The organism is Streptomyces sp. NPDC033966 (genome assembly GCF_055575955.1).
In genome coordinates, this window is the sequence record NZ_JBVIRQ010000008.1 from 40104 (window position 1) to 56415 (window position 16312).

Annotated in this window: 16 protein-coding genes; 6 read left to right on the top strand and 10 right to left on the bottom strand. The window is 72.8% G+C overall.

Annotated elements, in window-relative coordinates; all coding sequences use genetic code 11:
* Positions 1-98: 98 nt before the first annotated feature.
* A complete protein-coding gene (locus ACZ518_RS22755) occupies positions 99-539 on the bottom strand; it encodes an Lrp/AsnC family transcriptional regulator (protein WP_030011705.1) in 441 nt (146 codons plus the stop codon).
* A gap of 217 nt (positions 540-756) precedes the next feature.
* Here ACZ518_RS22755 and ACZ518_RS22760 point away from each other — a divergent pair, with 217 nt between their 5' ends.
* A complete protein-coding gene (locus ACZ518_RS22760) occupies positions 757-1206 on the top strand; it encodes a hypothetical protein (protein WP_469114829.1) in 450 nt (149 codons plus the stop codon).
* Between the two features lie 7 nt (positions 1207-1213).
* Here ACZ518_RS22760 and ACZ518_RS22765 read toward each other — a convergent pair whose 3' ends face one another.
* The 3 genes from ACZ518_RS22765 to ACZ518_RS22775 all read right to left on the bottom strand — a co-directional run bounded on the left by ACZ518_RS22765 (position 1214) and on the right by ACZ518_RS22775 (position 4248).
* Positions 1214-2305: a phosphotransferase family protein gene (locus tag ACZ518_RS22765; RefSeq protein WP_469114830.1), complete on the bottom strand. Its 1092-nt coding sequence runs from the start codon at positions 2303-2305 to the stop codon at positions 1214-1216.
* Between the two features lie 29 nt (positions 2306-2334).
* The gene (locus ACZ518_RS22770) at positions 2335-3408 is read right to left on the bottom strand and encodes an Rv3169 family protein (protein ID WP_469115133.1); all 1074 of its coding nucleotides are present in this window, start codon (positions 3406-3408) and stop codon (positions 2335-2337) included.
* A gap of 222 nt (positions 3409-3630) precedes the next feature.
* Positions 3631-4248 carry a hypothetical protein gene (locus tag ACZ518_RS22775; RefSeq protein ID WP_469114831.1) on the bottom strand — a complete coding sequence of 206 codons (618 nt, stop codon included), beginning with the start codon at positions 4246-4248 and terminating at the stop codon, positions 3631-3633.
* Positions 4249-4355: 107 nt separating this feature from the next.
* Between ACZ518_RS22775 and ACZ518_RS22780 the strand changes: the two genes are divergently transcribed.
* A complete protein-coding gene (locus ACZ518_RS22780; protein ID WP_469114832.1) occupies positions 4356-4619 on the top strand; it encodes a hypothetical protein in 264 nt (87 codons plus the stop codon).
* A gap of 22 nt (positions 4620-4641) precedes the next feature.
* Here the strand turns inward: ACZ518_RS22780 and ACZ518_RS22785 are convergent, their stop codons facing one another.
* The 3 genes from ACZ518_RS22785 to ACZ518_RS22795 form a co-directional block, all read right to left on the bottom strand.
* Complete coding sequence (locus tag ACZ518_RS22785; RefSeq protein ID WP_469114833.1) at positions 4642-7131, bottom strand: DUF6185 family protein; 2490 nt, start codon at positions 7129-7131, stop codon at positions 4642-4644.
* Between the two features lie 99 nt (positions 7132-7230).
* Positions 7231-8403, bottom strand: coding sequence for an acyl-CoA dehydrogenase family protein (locus ACZ518_RS22790; protein ID WP_469114834.1), 1173 nt, complete (start codon positions 8401-8403; stop codon positions 7231-7233).
* Between the two features lie 157 nt (positions 8404-8560).
* Positions 8561-9253 (bottom strand): TetR/AcrR family transcriptional regulator, encoded by a 693-nt coding sequence (locus ACZ518_RS22795; protein ID WP_469114835.1) that lies wholly within the window; start codon positions 9251-9253, stop codon positions 8561-8563.
* A gap of 104 nt (positions 9254-9357) precedes the next feature.
* Here ACZ518_RS22795 and ACZ518_RS22800 point away from each other — a divergent pair, with 104 nt between their 5' ends.
* On the top strand, positions 9358-9972 hold the full coding sequence (locus tag ACZ518_RS22800; RefSeq protein WP_469114836.1) for a DUF6230 family protein: 615 nt from the start codon (positions 9358-9360) through the stop codon (positions 9970-9972).
* Positions 9963-10916 carry a DUF6114 domain-containing protein gene (locus ACZ518_RS22805; RefSeq protein ID WP_469114837.1) on the top strand — a complete coding sequence of 318 codons (954 nt, stop codon included), beginning with the start codon at positions 9963-9965 and terminating at the stop codon, positions 10914-10916. The genes ACZ518_RS22800 and ACZ518_RS22805 overlap by 10 nt, the downstream gene beginning before the upstream one ends.
* A gap of 8 nt (positions 10917-10924) precedes the next feature.
* On the opposite strand, the gene ACZ518_RS22810 is transcribed toward ACZ518_RS22805, so the two are convergent.
* From ACZ518_RS22810 to ACZ518_RS22820, 3 genes are all read right to left on the bottom strand, one after another.
* Positions 10925-11077, bottom strand: a complete 153-nt coding sequence (locus ACZ518_RS22810; protein WP_469114838.1) for an SCO1431 family membrane protein — start codon at positions 11075-11077, stop codon at positions 10925-10927.
* Between the two features lie 138 nt (positions 11078-11215).
* Entirely contained in the window at positions 11216-11644 is a 429-nt protein-coding gene (locus tag ACZ518_RS22815; RefSeq protein WP_469114839.1) for an SPW repeat protein, read from the bottom strand.
* Positions 11645-11739: 95 nt separating this feature from the next.
* A complete protein-coding gene (locus tag ACZ518_RS22820; RefSeq protein WP_469114840.1) occupies positions 11740-13185 on the bottom strand; it encodes a peptidase C39 family protein in 1446 nt (481 codons plus the stop codon).
* A gap of 113 nt (positions 13186-13298) precedes the next feature.
* Here ACZ518_RS22820 and ACZ518_RS22825 point away from each other — a divergent pair, with 113 nt between their 5' ends.
* The gene (locus tag ACZ518_RS22825) at positions 13299-13934 is read left to right on the top strand and encodes a uridine kinase family protein (RefSeq protein WP_469114841.1); all 636 of its coding nucleotides are present in this window, start codon (positions 13299-13301) and stop codon (positions 13932-13934) included.
* Between the two features lie 366 nt (positions 13935-14300).
* The gene (locus ACZ518_RS22830) at positions 14301-16217 is read left to right on the top strand and encodes an AAA family ATPase (RefSeq protein ID WP_469114842.1); all 1917 of its coding nucleotides are present in this window, start codon (positions 14301-14303) and stop codon (positions 16215-16217) included.
* Positions 16218-16312 lie beyond the last annotated feature (95 nt).

A 16312-nucleotide genomic window follows, 5' to 3' on the forward strand; every position in this document is an offset into this window, starting at 1 on the left:
TCCGACGGCCGCGGTTTTCCCCGGGTGGGGTGGGCCGCTGAACGCCGGCGGGGCCGAGGGTGCGGCGGGGCCGGGAGGTGGGCAGGCCCGGAATTCGGCTATACGCGCGGTGGGCGGGCTTCGTAGGGGGTGCTGAGGACCACTGTGGTGCGGGTGGAGACATGGGCCAGGGCTCGCAGGCGGCCCAGGAGGTCCTCCAGTTCCAGCGGGGTGGCGACGCGGACCTTGAGGATGTAGTTCTCGTCGCCCGCGACGCTGTGGCAGGCCTCGATCTCGGGCACGCCCGCCAGCCGGTCCGCGATGTCGTCCGGCGCGCTCGGGTCGAACGGCTTGACCGAGATGAAGGCCGTCAGGGGGAGCCCGACGGCCTCGGGGTCCACTACGGCCGCGTACCCGCGGATGACGCCGCGCTGCTCCAGCCTGCGTACTCGCTGGTGGACCGCCGACGTGGACAGGCCCGTGGCCTTGCCCAGGTCCGTGTAGCTCATCCGCCCGTCCCGCACGAGCAGATCCACGATCTGGCGGTCCAGCTCCTCCATTGCGCTCATAGCCGCACAACCTATTGCCCCGAGCGGCTTCCGGCACAGCGGTGTCCACGGAGAAGTGGCACCTGCGGCGGGCATGTGACCAAAGCCACAGGCGTGTACGGGCGTACATCCCGTTCTTGTGGTTACTCGTGCCGCGCGGCGGGAAGTGCTTGGTGTGGCCGTGGCCGAAGTACCTGCCCGCCCGGCCCACCCAAGGGGGAGTACATCCATGCTGAACACCAAGCGCGCCGGTCGCACCGAACCGGAGCCCCTGGAATCCGTCGAGACCGATTACGCGGACGACGGGGAGTACCTCGAAGCCGGCGACGCCGAGGACTTCGAGGTCCGCCACGCGATCTGCCCGGACTGCGGGCAGTCGATCGCCCTCGTCGCGGACGAGGAGCACCTCCCGCAGCACGCGCTGTGCCTGACCCCGTGGAACCCGTTCGGGCTCACGGTGTGCGCCGGCACCGGCCGCCCGGTCTCGGACGCGCTGCCGACGCTGGGCGCGCTCCTGCCGGAGCAGCAGGAGCGGGACACCATCGTGCGCCTCGCCCTGCCGCAGGGGCTGGACTGGCGGACGCAGCCGTTCTCGCACGTCGGCGGGCCGGGCTCGCGTCCCGTGCGGGCGGAGGCGGCCCCGCTGCCGCGCAAGAGCCAGCACGCGCAGGCCGCCTGAGCCGCGCCTACCAGTAGGTGCCCTGCACCATGCCGGCCAGGCTGGCATGGTGCAGGATCAGCCCGTCGGGGTCGGCGGGGACCTCCACCTCGCCGAAGTAGGCCTGCCGGTAGGCGATGCGCAGCATGACGATCCCGTGCCGCAGGGCCGCGTACAGGGTGTGGAACTCCATGTCCGCCGGGGTGTGCCCGGTGAGCTCCGCGTAGCGGCGTTCCAGGTCCTCGCGGCGCAGGAAGCCGGGCAGGCCCGGCTGGCCGAAGCTCACGGTCAGGTCCTGGAAGAAGCGGTGCAGGTAGACGGTCCAGCCGAGGTCGACCTCGCGCGGGGCGTAGGCCGCCATCTCCCAGTCGAGGACGGCCGCCGGCCGGAAGCCGTCGTAGATGACGTTGCCGATGCGGGCGTCGCCCCAGTTGAGGACCGGGTCGCCCTCGTCGGCCGGCCAGAGTTCCTCCAGCCGGTCGAAGGCCCGCTCCAGCAGGGGCGAGCGCGCCAGCCCGGACACCACCCACTCGTAGTAGGCGCGCTGGGCGTCGACGTGGCGGCGCAGCGGGCTGCCCTCGCCCGCCGGGAGCAGGAACTCGGCCTCCTTCGCGGGGAACCGGTCGTGCAGCCGGGCGAGGAGGGAGATGGTCGCCTCCTGGAGTTCGGCGCGCTCGGCGTCGGTGGCGGAGTGCAGCCAGTTCCCCTCGTAGGTGTAGGGCATGACGTCGGGCGGTACGCGGCCCTCGGCGCGGGCCATCACGAAGAACGGCGCCCCGAGCGGGGCCGGGTCCTCCTCCAGCCACAGCACGCGCGGGACGGGCAGGTCGGTGTGTTCGGCGACCAGGCTCATCACGCGGTGCTGGCGGGGCATGTCGTAGGTGGGGAAGACGGTGTAGGCGGCCGGGTCGGCGGCCAGGCGCAGGGCGCAGGCGCGGACCGGGGCGTCGGGGTGCTCGATGTCGAAGAGCAGGGTCTCGCTGGACATGCCGTTGGAGCCGGGGACGGACGTATTGACGACCTTCGCGCCGGGGAGCCGGCCGTCGAGCCAGGCGGCGAGGCGGCGGCCGAGTTCCTCGGGCTCTCGGGTGGAGGTGCGGGGGCGGGGTGCCGTGGCCATGGCCGGCCCTTCCTGTCTCGGGTGGTGGGTCAGGGAGCGACGGAGGAGTAGTCGGCGAAGCCGCTGGGGTCGTGGCGGCCGAAACTGCCGTGTTCGAAGATCCCGAAGCCGGTGCGCCCGTCGAGGGTGAACCGGGCCGAATGGTCGGTGACGCCGTAGGCGGCCATGGGGTGGGCGGCCGGGTCGGAGAGGTCGTAGGTGCGGCGGTCGGTCCAGCCGCGGCCCTGCCAGGTGCCGTGCTGCCAGTCGGCGGCGGGCGGGTAGCCGGCGCCGACGGCGAGCGGGGACGAGTTCAGGATCTCGACGCCGAGTTCGAGGGGTTTGCGCGAGGGGTCGGCGAGGTGGACCACGGCGCGCTCGGGGTGGCGGCTGCCGGAACGGTAGCGGATCTCGGTCTGGGGCCAGCCGAGCTGGACGTCGTGGCGGCCGCTGCCCTCGGGGAAGACCTGGACCGCCTCGTTGAGGGTGCGGTGGCCGTCGGCGTCCTCCTGGGCGATGACCATCAGGAAGCGGTCCTCGAAGCGGACGGGGATCCAGAGCCAGTGGAAGCCCTCGGGGCGCATCTCCTCGGCGGCCCGGCCGCCGTCCTCGCCGGGTATGGGGCGCACACCCCAGCTGCGGTCGCGGGTGCCGGTCCACTCCCCCGGTGTGAGGGTGAACTCCTCGCCGCGGGCCCGGACGGTGCCGGTGACGTTGCCCGCCTGGACGAAGCGGCGGCCTTCGAGCATGAGGCGGTCGCCCCGGCGCTGGATGTGGTGGGGTTCCCAGACGGCGGGGAACTCGGCGGTCCAGGTGATGTCGTACGAGAGTCCGTGCGGGTCCGCCGGGTCGGGTTCGCAGCGCAGGGTGAGCCGCTTGAGCGGTACGTCGACGGTGATCGACAGGGGGCCGACGGAGAGGTTCATCCGGTCGTCGGTGAGGGCGTCGGAGGCGCGGACGGCGAGGAGTTCGTCACCCAGGCGCAGGGTGGCGTAGGCGTCGATGACCCCGGCGTTGGGGTAGACGCCGAGGCCGAGAATCAGGACGGCGCGGCCGGCGTGGTCGAAGACGTGGAAGATGCAGCGGTCGTAGGCGTTCCGGTCGCCGCTGACGTGGTGCTTCATCGACAGCGGGGCCTGGTGGACGGGGTATTCGTCGAGGGCGACGGGGCGGTCCGCGGGCACGGCAAACCTCCTGGGGCACGGGGGCGGTCAGGGCTGCTGAGCGGATATGACGGTACGTCAGAAACCGCGCCGGGTGCCAGGGTTCCGGCACACCCTGCCAAGGCGGCACGGCGGGCCACCGCACGGCTCCGCGAGGTGCCCCAACCGCCCCCGCACCGGAGGTCAGGGGCAGGTCTCACCGAACCTGACGACGTGCAGCTCCACCGGCCCGCCGTTCAGGGGGTTGCCGGCTTTCGGGAGCTGGGCGCACACCTGCCAGTTCGTCTCCTGGAGGACCGTCCGGCCCTGCCGCGCGTCCTTCACGGTGATGCTCACGCCGGAGGGCAGGGCGTCCCGGGCGGCCTTGACGGACTTGCGGAAGAAGTCCGGCATCGTACCGGCCGCCGCCGAGGGCAGACCGGGGTCCGAGGCCGGGCAGGCCTCGTCGGCCTTCACGGCGCCGAAGTCGATCCTGGCGTCGGTGGACGCGGCGCCGGGACCGGGGCTCTGAAAACACACCTTCCAGTTCCGGTCGAAGGCCTGGGCACGACCCCGGCCCAGGCCGTCGTGCGAGACGAGGCGGTAGAAGCCGGCGGCCTGCGCCTCGTCCTGCGCGGCCTGGAGACCCTTGCCGACGAGGTCGGGGAGGGTGCCCTGCTTCGCGGCGGACGGGGACGCGGTAGCGGGGGTCGGGGCGGAACCGGCCGCGGCTCCGCCGGCGGGCTTCGCCTCCTGGCAGCCGGTGAGCGCGAGGAGCGCGGCGGCGGCCAGGGCCGCCGGAAGGGCGTGATGTGTACGCATCATCCCATGATCGCCACTGCCCGGCCCCGCGGACAGTGGGACGCCTCGAACGGATGGGCGCGGACGGGGACGGGTTACCCCCGCGCCGGATCCGGCGTTGGCGGTGCATGACCACCCTCGAAACGCCGTCGGCGAGAGCGGGGCGCAGGCGGCGCCCCATCCCGCCTGGTTACGAAGAATCGGTTCAGCGCACGGTCCCGGAACCGGGCGGACAGCACGGGCGGGCGCACCAGCCCGACCCGCCCATCTATGGCGACCTCCTCGCCCGCTGGGCCGCCGCCGGCCGCACCCTGCCCGGGCGGCGCGACCCGGAGTGGTACCGGATCGCCTCCTCCCCGATCTGGCCGAGCGGGCCGCTGTACGAGTCCTGAGCGGATGCGGCGCGGACGCTCGCTAGCGGGACGTGGGAGGCGTCGGGCCCCCTTCGCGCAATGTCTTCCAGATCGTGGCGAGCGCCAGGAGCTGCGCCAGGCAGAACGCCACCGAGGCGAAGCGCATCTGGTAGACGTACGCGACGAGGCCGGCGCTCGTCGGCCAGTAGCGACGCTCGCTCTGGAACGTCTGCACGTCCATGACCAGGCCGGTGAACGTCATGACCGAGGCGAAAGCGGCCATGGCCGGGTTCGTCCCCTGCATGCTCTGACCGATGGTCTGGGCGATCACCTGGTGGGCCACGACCGGGACGGTGAAGGCCGCGGCGACGCCGAACGCCTTGGTCGGCCCGTGCCGGCCGGGGAGGTCGCGCCAGAGCGCCCCCAGGAAGAACCCTCCGGCCACCCAGGTGGACTGCCAGAAGAGGATCTCGGAGAGGACCTGGAGGAAACCGCTGCCGGACTGGGTGATCACGAGCCACGATTCGTTCCGGATCATGTCCGTCCAGTACATCAGGGCAGTAGCGGGGAGGCCCACCCAGCATGCGACGAGCGCACCCCGGCAGGCGTTGCCCCACCAGGTGGGCATGGGCCCGCAGGCGAACGGCAGGTCCACCGGCCTCACCCCTTCCGGCAGACACCGGTCCAACTCGTCGATCTCGTGCTCGATCGACTCCTGCGTCGGAGTGCGTTCGGCCGACTGGCCGGCGCCCGCGCGCTGCAGCCGCGACTGGAGCTGCCGAAAGCGCCGGGCCAGGCGCAGCAATTCGGAACGGTCGGTCCGCGAGACGGCCTTGCCGAGCGGGGCATTGTCCGCCGAGGGCTGCTCCAGCACCGATCTGGCATGCCCCAGGGCGAGCAGGCCCCAGGCCACGGCGAGGCTGACGATCAAGACGATGATGTCACCCGAGAAACCGTAGTACGAGGCGTAGCTGGGTACGACGGTGAGGGCGAACAGCGCCACCAGCAGGAACTTCTCGGCCTGGTCGGGCGTGAACGAGTCTTCCTCGCGCTGTTCGGAACGGCAGACCCGAAGCACCCCCACCAGGACCAATGGTGTCAGGTAGGAGGCGAGTGGCATCAGGTAGCCGAGAGCCTCCTTGGGGAACCACCACCACCACACGTCGTAGGAGACGACCCATCCCCGCCCGTACGTCTGCCAGTTGGGGTCGGCTAGCCAGGTGATGCGTTTCCAGTCCCGATCGAAGGCGACGAAGGACCACAGGACGGTCGATGCCGCCACCACGAAGGCGACCGATGCCATCAGCCAACGCGGCAGCCTTCCGTCGCCCATGAGCAGGAACCTCTGTCCCGACGAGACCAGCCCCAGAACGCACACGAAGACGACCGCCAGAAGGACGAGCGGCACGATCCAGGAGCCGGGCGGCTGGATCTCGGTGTCGCTGCTGGTCAGCAGGGTGGATTCGGACCATTCGACATAGACGCAGGCTGCCGCCAGACAGAGGGTGAAGGTGCACGCCCCGATGAGGAGGGGCTTTCCCACCCTGCCCAGGAAGCACAGGACGAGCCCGAGCGCCAGCAGGGTGAAGAGCCAGACATCCGACTCGTAGTTCTTCGCCCAGGACATCTGTCCGCTCATGAAGCGGAAGGCGTTGTCACCCAAGTAGACCACGAGGACCAGCAGCGCCTGGAGGAGCGCCCAGGTTTTCATCAGCTTGAGCGACCGTTCCTCCCTCGGCGCCGGATCGTCCCCCAGACTTCGCCGGACCCTCCTGGCACAGAGCAGCAACAGCGTGCTCGCCTCCAGGTACCAGACGGCACCCGAGGCACTGGCGAGGCCGAAGGTCTCCCAGAACTCCCCCACCGTCCAGGTGATGGCGCTCCACTGCTGTGGCGCGGGCGGACGGAACACCACCCGGAAGGCCTGCTCGCCCTTCAGGTTCCGCCACTTCAGTTCGGTGCCCTTCTCACCGAAGGCCGGCGCCGGGGTGACCGACATGGCACCGGGGCCGCCCAACCGGACCTGCACGTCCTCCCAAGTCGCCGCCGCGAGATTCGGCGGCGGCTGCAACGCGATGGTCCACTCGTTCTTGCGGGCGTCGAGCTGCCAAGGCCCGACGCGATAGGTGTCGAGCACCTGAACCCATACGACGGCCTCGTAGTGGACGGTGGTCCATGTGCCGTCGGCCATCACCGTCAGCGGTTTGAGCCGCCACTCCGAGTCGGCGACCTCTTTCTCGGTGACCTTGCCCAGCAGACAGCGCAGCGCGGCGCGGTAGCGCGGTGAGCGGGGGTCCAGGAGCAGGTCGGGGGCGAACCCCCAGCTCGTCGGAACCCGGATTTCCATCACGCTGGTGAGCAGGGTGTCGTCACGGCCGCGGTGGTCGAAATCCGCCGATGCGGTGACCTTCGCCCTGCCGAGCTGGTCCGCCCGGCAGGGGTCCGCCGCCGCGGCGGCCCGGGGCCAGACCCCTCCGGCCTGCACGGCGAGGAGCGCGAGCAGCAGGAGCACGTACGGCAGGAACACCCCGGAGCGTCTGAGACGGATCACCGCCCAGGATCTTCTCCGGCGGCCCCGGGCGGCTCCCGGCGACACGGCGGAACCCCCGCGGGTTCAGCCGGGCGGCCGAGAGCCTTCACACGTCCGGCGTCAGCGGGTCTCGGGGCCGGCCAGGTGGCGGGCGATGACCATGCGCTGGATCTGGTTGGTGCCCTCCACGATCTGGAGCACCTTCGCCTCGCGCATCAGCCGCTCCACCGGGAAGTCCGCGGTGTAGCCGTAGCCGCCGAGGATCTGCACCGCGTCCGTGGTGACGGCCATGGCCGCGTCCGTGCAGAAGAGCTTGGCCATCGCCGCCTGCCGGGAGAAGGGCTTGCCCGCGTCCCGCAGCCGTGCGGCCGCGAGGTAGAGCGACCGGCCCGCCTCGATCTTGGTGGCCATGTCGGCGAGCATGAAGCGCAGCCCCTGGAAGTCCGCGATCGGGTGCCCGAACTGCTTGCGGCCGAGGGCGTACGAGACGGCCTCGTCGAGGGCCGCCTGGGCCACGCCTATGGCGCAGGCCGCGATCCCGAGCCGGCCGGCGTCCAGGGCCGCCAGGGCGATGGTGAAGCCCTGGCCCTCCTCGCCGATCCGCCGGGAGTCGGGCACGCGGACGCCGTCGAAGTGCAGCTGGGCGGTGGGCGAGCCCTTCATGCCCATCTTCTTCTCGGGGACGGCGGCCGTCAGGCCCTCCGCGTCGCCGGGCACGAGGAAGGCGGTGATGCCCTTGGCGCCCGGGGCTCCCGTGCGCGCGAGGACGGTGTAGAAGTCGGCGACGCCGCCGTGGGTGATCCAGGCCTTGGTGCCGGTGATCACCCAGTCGTCGCCGTCGCGGACCGCCTTGGTGGTCAGCGAGGCGGCGTCCGAGCCGGCGGCCGGCTCGGAGAGGCAGTACGCGCCGAGCAGCCCGCCGCCGAGCATGTCGGGCAGGTGGGCGGACTTCTGCTGCTTGGTGCCGTAGCCGGCGAGGCCGTGGCAGGCCAGGGAGTGCACGCTGACGCCGAGGCCGACGGTCAGGCGGGCGGCCGCCAGCTCCTCCAGCACCTGCAGGTAGACCTCGTACGGCTGCTCGCCGCCGCCGAACTCGCCGCCGTACGGGAGGCCGAGCAGTCCGGCCTCGGACAGCAGGGTGAAGACCTCGCGGGGGAACCGGCCGGTCTCCTCCTCGTCGGCGGCGTGCGGGCGGATCTCCCGCTGGGCGATCTCGCGTACGAGCGCGAGGAGGTCCCGGGACTCCTCGGTGGGCAGCTGACGGTCCACCGGCTGCGGGGCGCGGTCTGTCATGGCGGCGCTCTCCTCCCTCGTCGGGCACGGCGGCGACGCGTGAGGTGTGGTACGCGCCGCCGGGTCTCGGTGCTCTCACAGCCGAATGCTGCCCTCCCGGGTTACGGAATGGCTCGCTCAGCGGCTGCGGCGGGTTGAGTATGCCCGATCAGGCGCTTTACGTCACCGGTACATGATCGCCATGATCATTCGATCCGCTCGCGGCCTCCTCGGGAGCGGGTGGAGGAGCCGGACAGTCGGGGACGAACTCCTCGATCACGGTCAGCGTCGCCCGCAGCTGGCGTACGAGCAGGGCGGCGAGCGCGTCCCGCTCGGGGCGCGCCCCGGTCGGCGGGGTGCCGATCCAGTCGAGGGTGGCGCCCTCCACCCCGGAGAGCCAGCCGACCAGGGCGAGGCGGACCAGCGGCGGGACCTCGCGGCGGCCGTAGGCGCCCTCGGCGATGGTGGCGACGAGCTCCTCCCGGACGGCGTCCCGGATGGCCAGCACCTCGGCGTCGGAGCCGACCCCGCCGGTGGCGATGGTGCGGTAGGCGGCGCGGTGGTGCTCGGCGTAGTGGAGGTAGCCGTCGATCGTGCGGCGGACCCGCTCGGCGGCCGGCAGGCCGGTGTCCCCGCCCGCGCGGGCGACGAGTCCGGCGACGGAGTCCTCGACGATCGCGAGGTAATAGCCGCGCTTGCTCTTGAAGTAGTAGTAGACGAGCCCCTTGGCGACGCCGGCCTGTCGCGCGATGTCGTCCATGGAGAGGGCGTCGTACGGCGTATCGGCGAACAACTTCCGCCCGATGGATATGAGTTCGGCCCTGCGGGCCTGCGAACGAGGGGCCGCGCCGCGCTGTTGACTATTATTCAAATTCGACCCTAGCCTCGAACTGCCACAGGATGCCGCAGTATGGCAGACCTGCCTGTCGCGCTCCTTTCGCACCGATCCTCCGGAATTCACACGGGAGGCACATCATGGGCAAGGGCAACAGAGCGGCCGTCGAAGGCCGGGTCGACTGGCGGAGGTCGGCGCTCGTCGCGGTGCCGGCGGCCGCCCTGGCCGGGGTGCTGGGGGTGGTGACGGCGCAGGGGGCGCTCGCCGCGTCCTTCGCCGTCTCGGGGACCTCCTTCCAGGTCTCCTCCTCCAAGCTGAGCAGCAAGGGGCTCGCCTCCTACGTGCACACCGACCGCTCCGTCGACGGCAAGGGGCACCCGGTCGCACTGCTGGGCATCGGGGAGGCCACCCTCAGCGACATCTGCCAGGCCGCCGAGGTGAACACCCCTCTGGGCAAGGTGGTGTTCAAGCTGACCGCCGGCGGCCCCGCCGGGCAGGTGACGGCCAGCAACCTGGTCATCGACGGCGAGGACCTCGAAGGCGACGCCACCTTCGGCACGGCGCAGATCGGCCGGGACGCCTCCACCCTCGACCAGGTGGACGGGGTACGGGGCGGACCCGGCGAGTTCGGCCTCCAGGCCGGGAACATCGAGGTCGTGGGCGTGAGATCGCACGCCTGGTCCGCGACCGGCGGCAATTTCCGGCTCAAGGGCATGAAGCTGGACGTGAGCCTGGACGGCCGGAAGTGCTTCTAGGGGGACTTCCGCTGCCCGGACCGCGGGCGCGGCTGCGGGCCTGGCGGCGGACCCGGCCGTTCTGGGGCGGCCTGCTGCTGGTGCTGGGCGGGGCCGAACTGCTGCTGGTCCCGCTCTCGCCGCTGACCGTGCTGGTCAGCCTGGGGCTGGGCGGGATCGCCGCGATCGGGATCGGGGCCGCGCTGATCGTGGCGGGGCTGTTCCTGTGGTTCCTGCCGCAGGCGCGGGCGTACGTATCGGTGCACGCCCTGCTGCTGTCGGTGCTGTCCTTCGCGGCGACCAACCTGGGCGGGTTCCTCGTCGGCATGCTGCTCGGCATCGCGGGCGGCGCCCTGGGCTTCGGCTGGACCCCGCGGCAGGAGGAGGGGGCCGCGGACAGGGCCGGGGACGGGGGCGGGGAGGAGGCGGCGGCGCGCGTCGTGGACGCGGGCGGCGGGCCGGCTCGGCTGCCCGCCGCGGTACTGCCCCTCGTGCTGGCGGCCGTCCTGGTCCCGTGGGCCCCGCAGGCGCGGGCGGAGCCGGTTCCCGCCGGGCCGCCGACGGCGAGCCGCACTCCCCCGACGGTCACCACCTCGCTGTTCGCACCGCGGGGCTTCGCCCTGGCCGGCGTCACCGAGGTGCCCACGGCCGGCGGACCCCGCAGGGTGCTGGTGCTGCGGATGGCGGCGGCGGCGCTGCGCGACTACCGGCTGCGCACCCGCGACGGGCAGGAGGAGTACGCGCTGGCGGCCGACTCCCTGGAACTGCGCGGGGACGTGACCCTGTACCTGACGAGGTTCAGCGGGTGCATCGAGGGGCTGCTGTGCGTCACCTTCAGCCCGGACGGGCTGCCGGCCCCGCCGGTGATCCCGCCGTTCGTGTTCATGACGCGGGTCAGCGCCGAGCAGGCGCTGGTCACCTCTGACGTGATCGCCGCGGAGGGGCTGCGGCTGGGGGCGTCGTGAGAGCGGGGTCAGATCAGGCCGAGCTGGGTGACGAACATGGCCACGACGACCACCAGGGTCCAGCCGAGCACGTGCTCCAGCCAGGCGGAGTCTTCCTTGGGGCCGCCGGTGCCGACGAGGCGGCGGGCGCGGGCGGTGAGGGCGGTGGTGTGTGCGGTCATGCCGTCCAATGTGCCAGCGTTCGCGGCTTTCGCGGTATATGACGAGGGTCACTGGTGGCACCGGTCACGCCGCCGGGCCCCGGCGGTCTCCGGTGGCCGGAGGTGCTGCCGGGGCCCGGCGGCGGGATGCGCTCCCGGTCAGGTCGTCGTGCCCCGGCGTCCGCCCATGGAGACCATGGCCAGACCCAGGCACAGCATGACCGCGCCGGTGATGACGTTGCTGACGACACTGCGGGTGGTGTCCATCTCACCGGCCATGACCCAGGGGGCCACGATGGTCCAGGCGCCGATCGCGACGGCCGTCCAGGCCATCGCGTGCGTGCGCTCGTACGCCGTCCCCAGTCCGCCCATGCACAGGCAGAAGGCCAGACCGGCGATCAGGTTGTTGATGGCCAGCGGGCCCAGCACGCTGAAGCCGGCTATCCAGGGCGAGGCCGCCAGGTACAGGCCCGAGATCAGGGCCAGTGCCTCCACGGCCTGCGCGGCGGGAGTGCTCGTCACCCGCTCGAACCGAGTCCGCATCTCGGCAAGGTCCGGGTGTTGTTCGATGCTCGAATGCATGGTCATGGTGGGCTGCCTCCTAGAGAAGCCTTATACGCCCTTTATGCCCATATTCCGCCCGTTAAGCCACATCGGCCGGCGAACCTTTCCGGGCCCTCGCCTCACAGCACACCGACGTCCCGCAGGGCCCTGACCTGGTCCGCGCTGGGCCGGGCCGGGGCGTAGAGGTAGCAGACGCCGCCGGTGCCCGAGACGGTCTTCCCGGCGGCGTTCCGGCGCTTGGTGCGCAGCCACGCGTTCTCCCACTCCCGGCGCGCGTAGACGCGGCGGACGGACTCGTTGTCCGCCGAGTTCGGGTCGTTGGCGATCACGTCCCCGGCGGCGGTGAAGCCGATCACCGCCATCAGGTGCCCCGCGGTGCCGTAGCCGGCCCCGGTGAGTTCCTGCGCGAGGAAGGACTGGGAGGTGATCACCGGAATCCCGGCCCGGACCAGGGTCTCCAGGTCGGCGAGGGAGGTCAGCCGGGTCACCACGGCGGCCAGATCGCGGTACGTGGCCGCGTAGGCGGCGTTGAAGGGCCAGTTCCCGCAGCCCTTGTACGCGGCGTCGTAGGTGGAGCGGGCCGCGTGGCAGACCTGCGGGTCGGCGTAGCCGGGGCGGACCCAGCTCAGGGAGGCGGCGCTGGGCCTGCGCCCCCAGTACTCGATGATCATCTGGGAGGAGGTGGGGCTGCACCAGGCCTCGCCGCCGTTGTCGTACTCGGGGTACTGGCCGGCGTGGACCTCCTGCGAGTAGCGCGGGACCTTCAGCTCGTGCCCCCGGCCCGAAGGGGCGGCGGCCGGGACGGTGAAGCGGTCGGGGACGGCGGAGGCCATCGCCCCCGCCAGCCAGACCCTGGGGCCCCGGGCGGCGCCGGGCTTGCGGTACAGGGTGAGGCGCAGCTGCCAGCCGGTGATCCGCAGGCCGGCCGCCGCGGCGGGGGCGTCGACGGCCAGGGTGTCGGTCCAGACGGTGGTCCGGCCGTCGGTCTGGCCGTCGACGGAGGTGCGGCGGATGTCGCCGTCGCCGGCGGCCCAGCGGCCCATCACGTACCAGCGGCCCTGCGTGCCGTCGCCGTAGGCGGGGCGCAGCTCGGTCTGGATCCAGGTGCCGGCCGGGGTGCGGGCGTTCCAGGAGGCGATGGCCTCGGTGGCGGGGACGGTGGTGCGGTGCACGGGGGAGGTCCAGGTGGCGTACTCCCAGGTGGACTTCCGGGCCGTGTGCGGGTCGGTGTACGCGGTGCGGCCGGCCGGGGCCGCGATCTCCAGGCCCGGCCGGGCGCCGGCGACGGCGGTGGTGCCGCGGTGGGTGCCGGCCTGCCAGTGGGCGTACGCGTACCAGAACCGGTTGTCGACCGTCCGGGCCGGGGCCGCAGAGGCGGCCGCCTCTGCGGGGGCGTCCCCGGCGGCACCTTCGGGGGTGCCCCCGGAGGCCTGGCCGGGGCCCGGTCCGGGAGCGGCGGCGGCCGGGCCGGCGGACGCCGAGGCCCGCCCGCCGGGGACGGTGGCCGCGGTGGCGGCGGCGAGGGCGACGGCCAGCAGGGCCCTGCGTGGTGTGGGTGCGGTCATCGGCTTGTTCCCCCAGGGGGTCGGTCTGGTGGTGCGGCTGCTCCACCCTTCCAGTTCCCGGGCGTGCGGCGGCGAAGCCCGGGGCCCGTGTCGGGGGCCCGTACCCTGGCCGGGTGGAGCCACAGCAGTCACTCGAGTCACTCGCGCGGGAGCTCGCCGCCCTGCCGCCCTCGCTCGGCCCCGTGCGGCTGATCGGCATCGACGGGCACGCCGGGTCGGGCAAGAGCACCTTCGCGGAGCGGCTCGCCGGGGCCCTGGGCGGCGCGCCGGTCCTGCACCTGGACGACGTGGCCACCCACGAGGAGCTGTTCGGCTGGGCGGGGCGGCTGCGGGCGCAGGTGCTGGAGCCGCTGGCCGCCGGACGGGCCGCGCACTGGGCCCCGTACGACTGGGTGGAGCGCCGCTTCGGTGCCGAGCAGGTGCTGGATCCGGCGCCCGTGCTGCTCGTCGAGGGCGTGGGGGCGGGGCGGCGGGCGCTGCGGCCCCATCTGGCGCGGCTGCTGTGGATGGAAACCCCCCGGGAGAGGTCCTGGGGACGCGGGCGGAACCGGGACGGACAGGAGCTTTCCGACTTCTGGGACGGATGGGAGCGCGCGGAACTCGCGCACTTCTCGGACGACCCTTCGCGCCCCTTCGCGGACACCTTGGTACACCAGAGCGGTACGGGATACGAGTGGACTTCCGGGGCTTCTGCGACCCCGGGAACGACCCCTTCCGTCACCGAACGTAACGGACTCCCCCAGGCCTGAGCGGCTGCGCGCCGACGGCCGCACGGGGCTTCCCCGACCCGCTTGACCCGGGCCCGGGAACCGCCGTACGTTCTGAATGCGCGGTCCGCAAGGGCCGCCGCGGACGCGAAGCCCCCGATCGTTCCCCCGTGATCGGGGGCTTCGTTCTGCCCCGGGCCGGTGCGGCGCGCGTCGCTCCGCCCACCCTTCTTCACCCTGAGTTACCCTGCGCTTCCGGGGCACGCCCACGACCCGTGCCCGCCGCACCCTGGGTAAGGTGCGTCACCGCAGGTACGATGCAGCCCTGATTTCATCGGCGGGGTCGACAACTCTGGTGCACGGCGCGGAGTTTGCCGCGCACCACGGGGCATGCTTGTGGGGGATGTGATGGACTTCGGCATGCCGGGCAGCGCACACGCTCCGGCCGAACTCGCCTGGCTGCGCGGGGTCGACGCCTGCACGATGGGCGCGTACCCGCAGGCCGAGGAGGAGTTCCGCGCGGCCGTGGGGCTCGATCCCACCATGGCCGACGCCTGGCTGGGCCTGCACGCGCTGCGGGTGGACACCACCAACGCCTTATTGCGGATGTACGCCCACCGGGACCGCTTCGGCGAGCAGCGCGCCCGGCACCGGCGGACCCTCAACTCCTGGTACTGGCTGGGCTGGTGGGTGCAGCCGGTGCTGGAGAGCCGGCGGGACCTGCTGCTGGCCCACGCCTCGCACTGGCTGGACGGCCGCCACGTGCCCGAGCTGGACCAGGCCCTCGCCGCGCTGCCGCCGGTGGACACCGATCCCCAGGTCCGGTTCCTGCACGCCTGCCGGGCCTACCTGGTCAAGGACTGGGAGCAGCTGGTACGGCACACCGAGCCGCTGGTGCTCGACCCGCTGCTCGGGATCGAGGCGGGGCTCTTCGGGGGGATGGCCCGGGTCCGGCTGGAGATGTACGGGCAGGCGGAACCGATGCTGTCGGCCGCGCTGATGCGGTGCCGCAGCGAGCAGCCCCAGCGCAAGGAGCTGCGGTACTGGCTGGCGCGGGCCCGGGAGGGCACCGGACGCAGCGCGGCGGCACTGCCGCTGTACCGGGCCGTGCACCGGGTGGACCCGGCGTTCATGGACACCGCGGCGCGGCTGACGGCGATCGAGGACAGCACCGACCCCGACGACATGGCCGGCCTGGCCGACGCCTTCGGGTACGGCGGGTACGGCGGCCACCTGAGCGAGGGCTCCGCGGGGCACTACGCGGCGGTCGCGCTGGGCAGCGGGGGCGGGGGCGGCGGGAGCGGCCCGGTCCAGGACATCGCGCCGGACGGGCAGGTGGACGCCGATCCGCCGACGCCCGGGGAACCGCCGGGGACGGGCCGGCTGGAGGGCGTGCGGCACCGGCTGCCGGTGCCCCCGCAGGGCGCCCCGCCCGGCCTGCCGGCCGGGCCGGCCGATCCGGCGCTGCTCGCCGAGGCGCTGGCGGAGCTGGAGCGGATGGTGGGCCTGGAGCCGGTGAAACGGCAGGTGAAGGCATTGTCGGCGCAGCTGCACATGGCCCGGCTGCGGGCCGCGCAGGGCCTTCCGGTGCAGCCGCCGAAGCGGCACTTCGTCTTCTCGGGGCCCTCGGGGACGGGCAAGACCACGGTGGCCCGGATCCTGGGCCGGGTCTTCTACGCGCTGGGGCTGCTGGGCGGGGACCACCTCGTGGAGGCGCAACGGGCCGACCTGGTCGGGGAGTTCCTCGGGCAGACCGCGGTCAAGGCGAACGAGCTGATCGACTCCGCGATCGGCGGGGTGCTGTTCGTGGACGAGGCGTACAGCCTGTCCAACTCGGGCTACAGCAAGGGCGACGCGTACGGCGACGAGGCCCTGCAGGTGCTGCTCAAGCGGGCCGAGGACAACCGGGACCACCTCGTGGTCATCCTGGCGGGCTACCCGGCGGGGATGGACCGGCTGCTGGCCGCCAATCCGGGGCTGTCCTCGCGGTTCACGACCCGGGTCGACTTCCCGAGCTACCGGCCGGCGGAACTGACCGCGATCGGCGGGGTGCTGGCGGAGGCGAACGGGGACTGCTGGGACGAGGAGGCGCGCGAGGAGCTGCGCAGCATCAGCGGGCACGTGGTGGAGCAGGGCTGGATCGACGAGCTGGGCAACGGGCGGTTCCTGCGGACCCTGTACGAGAAGAGCTGCGCGTACCGGGACCTGAGGCTGGCGGGCTTCGCGGGCGAGCCGTCGCGGGAGGACCTCGCCACGCTGCGCCTCCCGGACCTGATGCAGGCCTACGGGGAGGTCCTCTCGGGCCGCGGCCCGAGCCCGGCCTGACGGCTGCCGCCGGGGGCTGTCGGGACCGGGCTGCCGTGGGGCCGTACGTCGCCTGCGGGTGCCTCGCCGCTGCGCGGAGCGGTCCCCCACCCGCC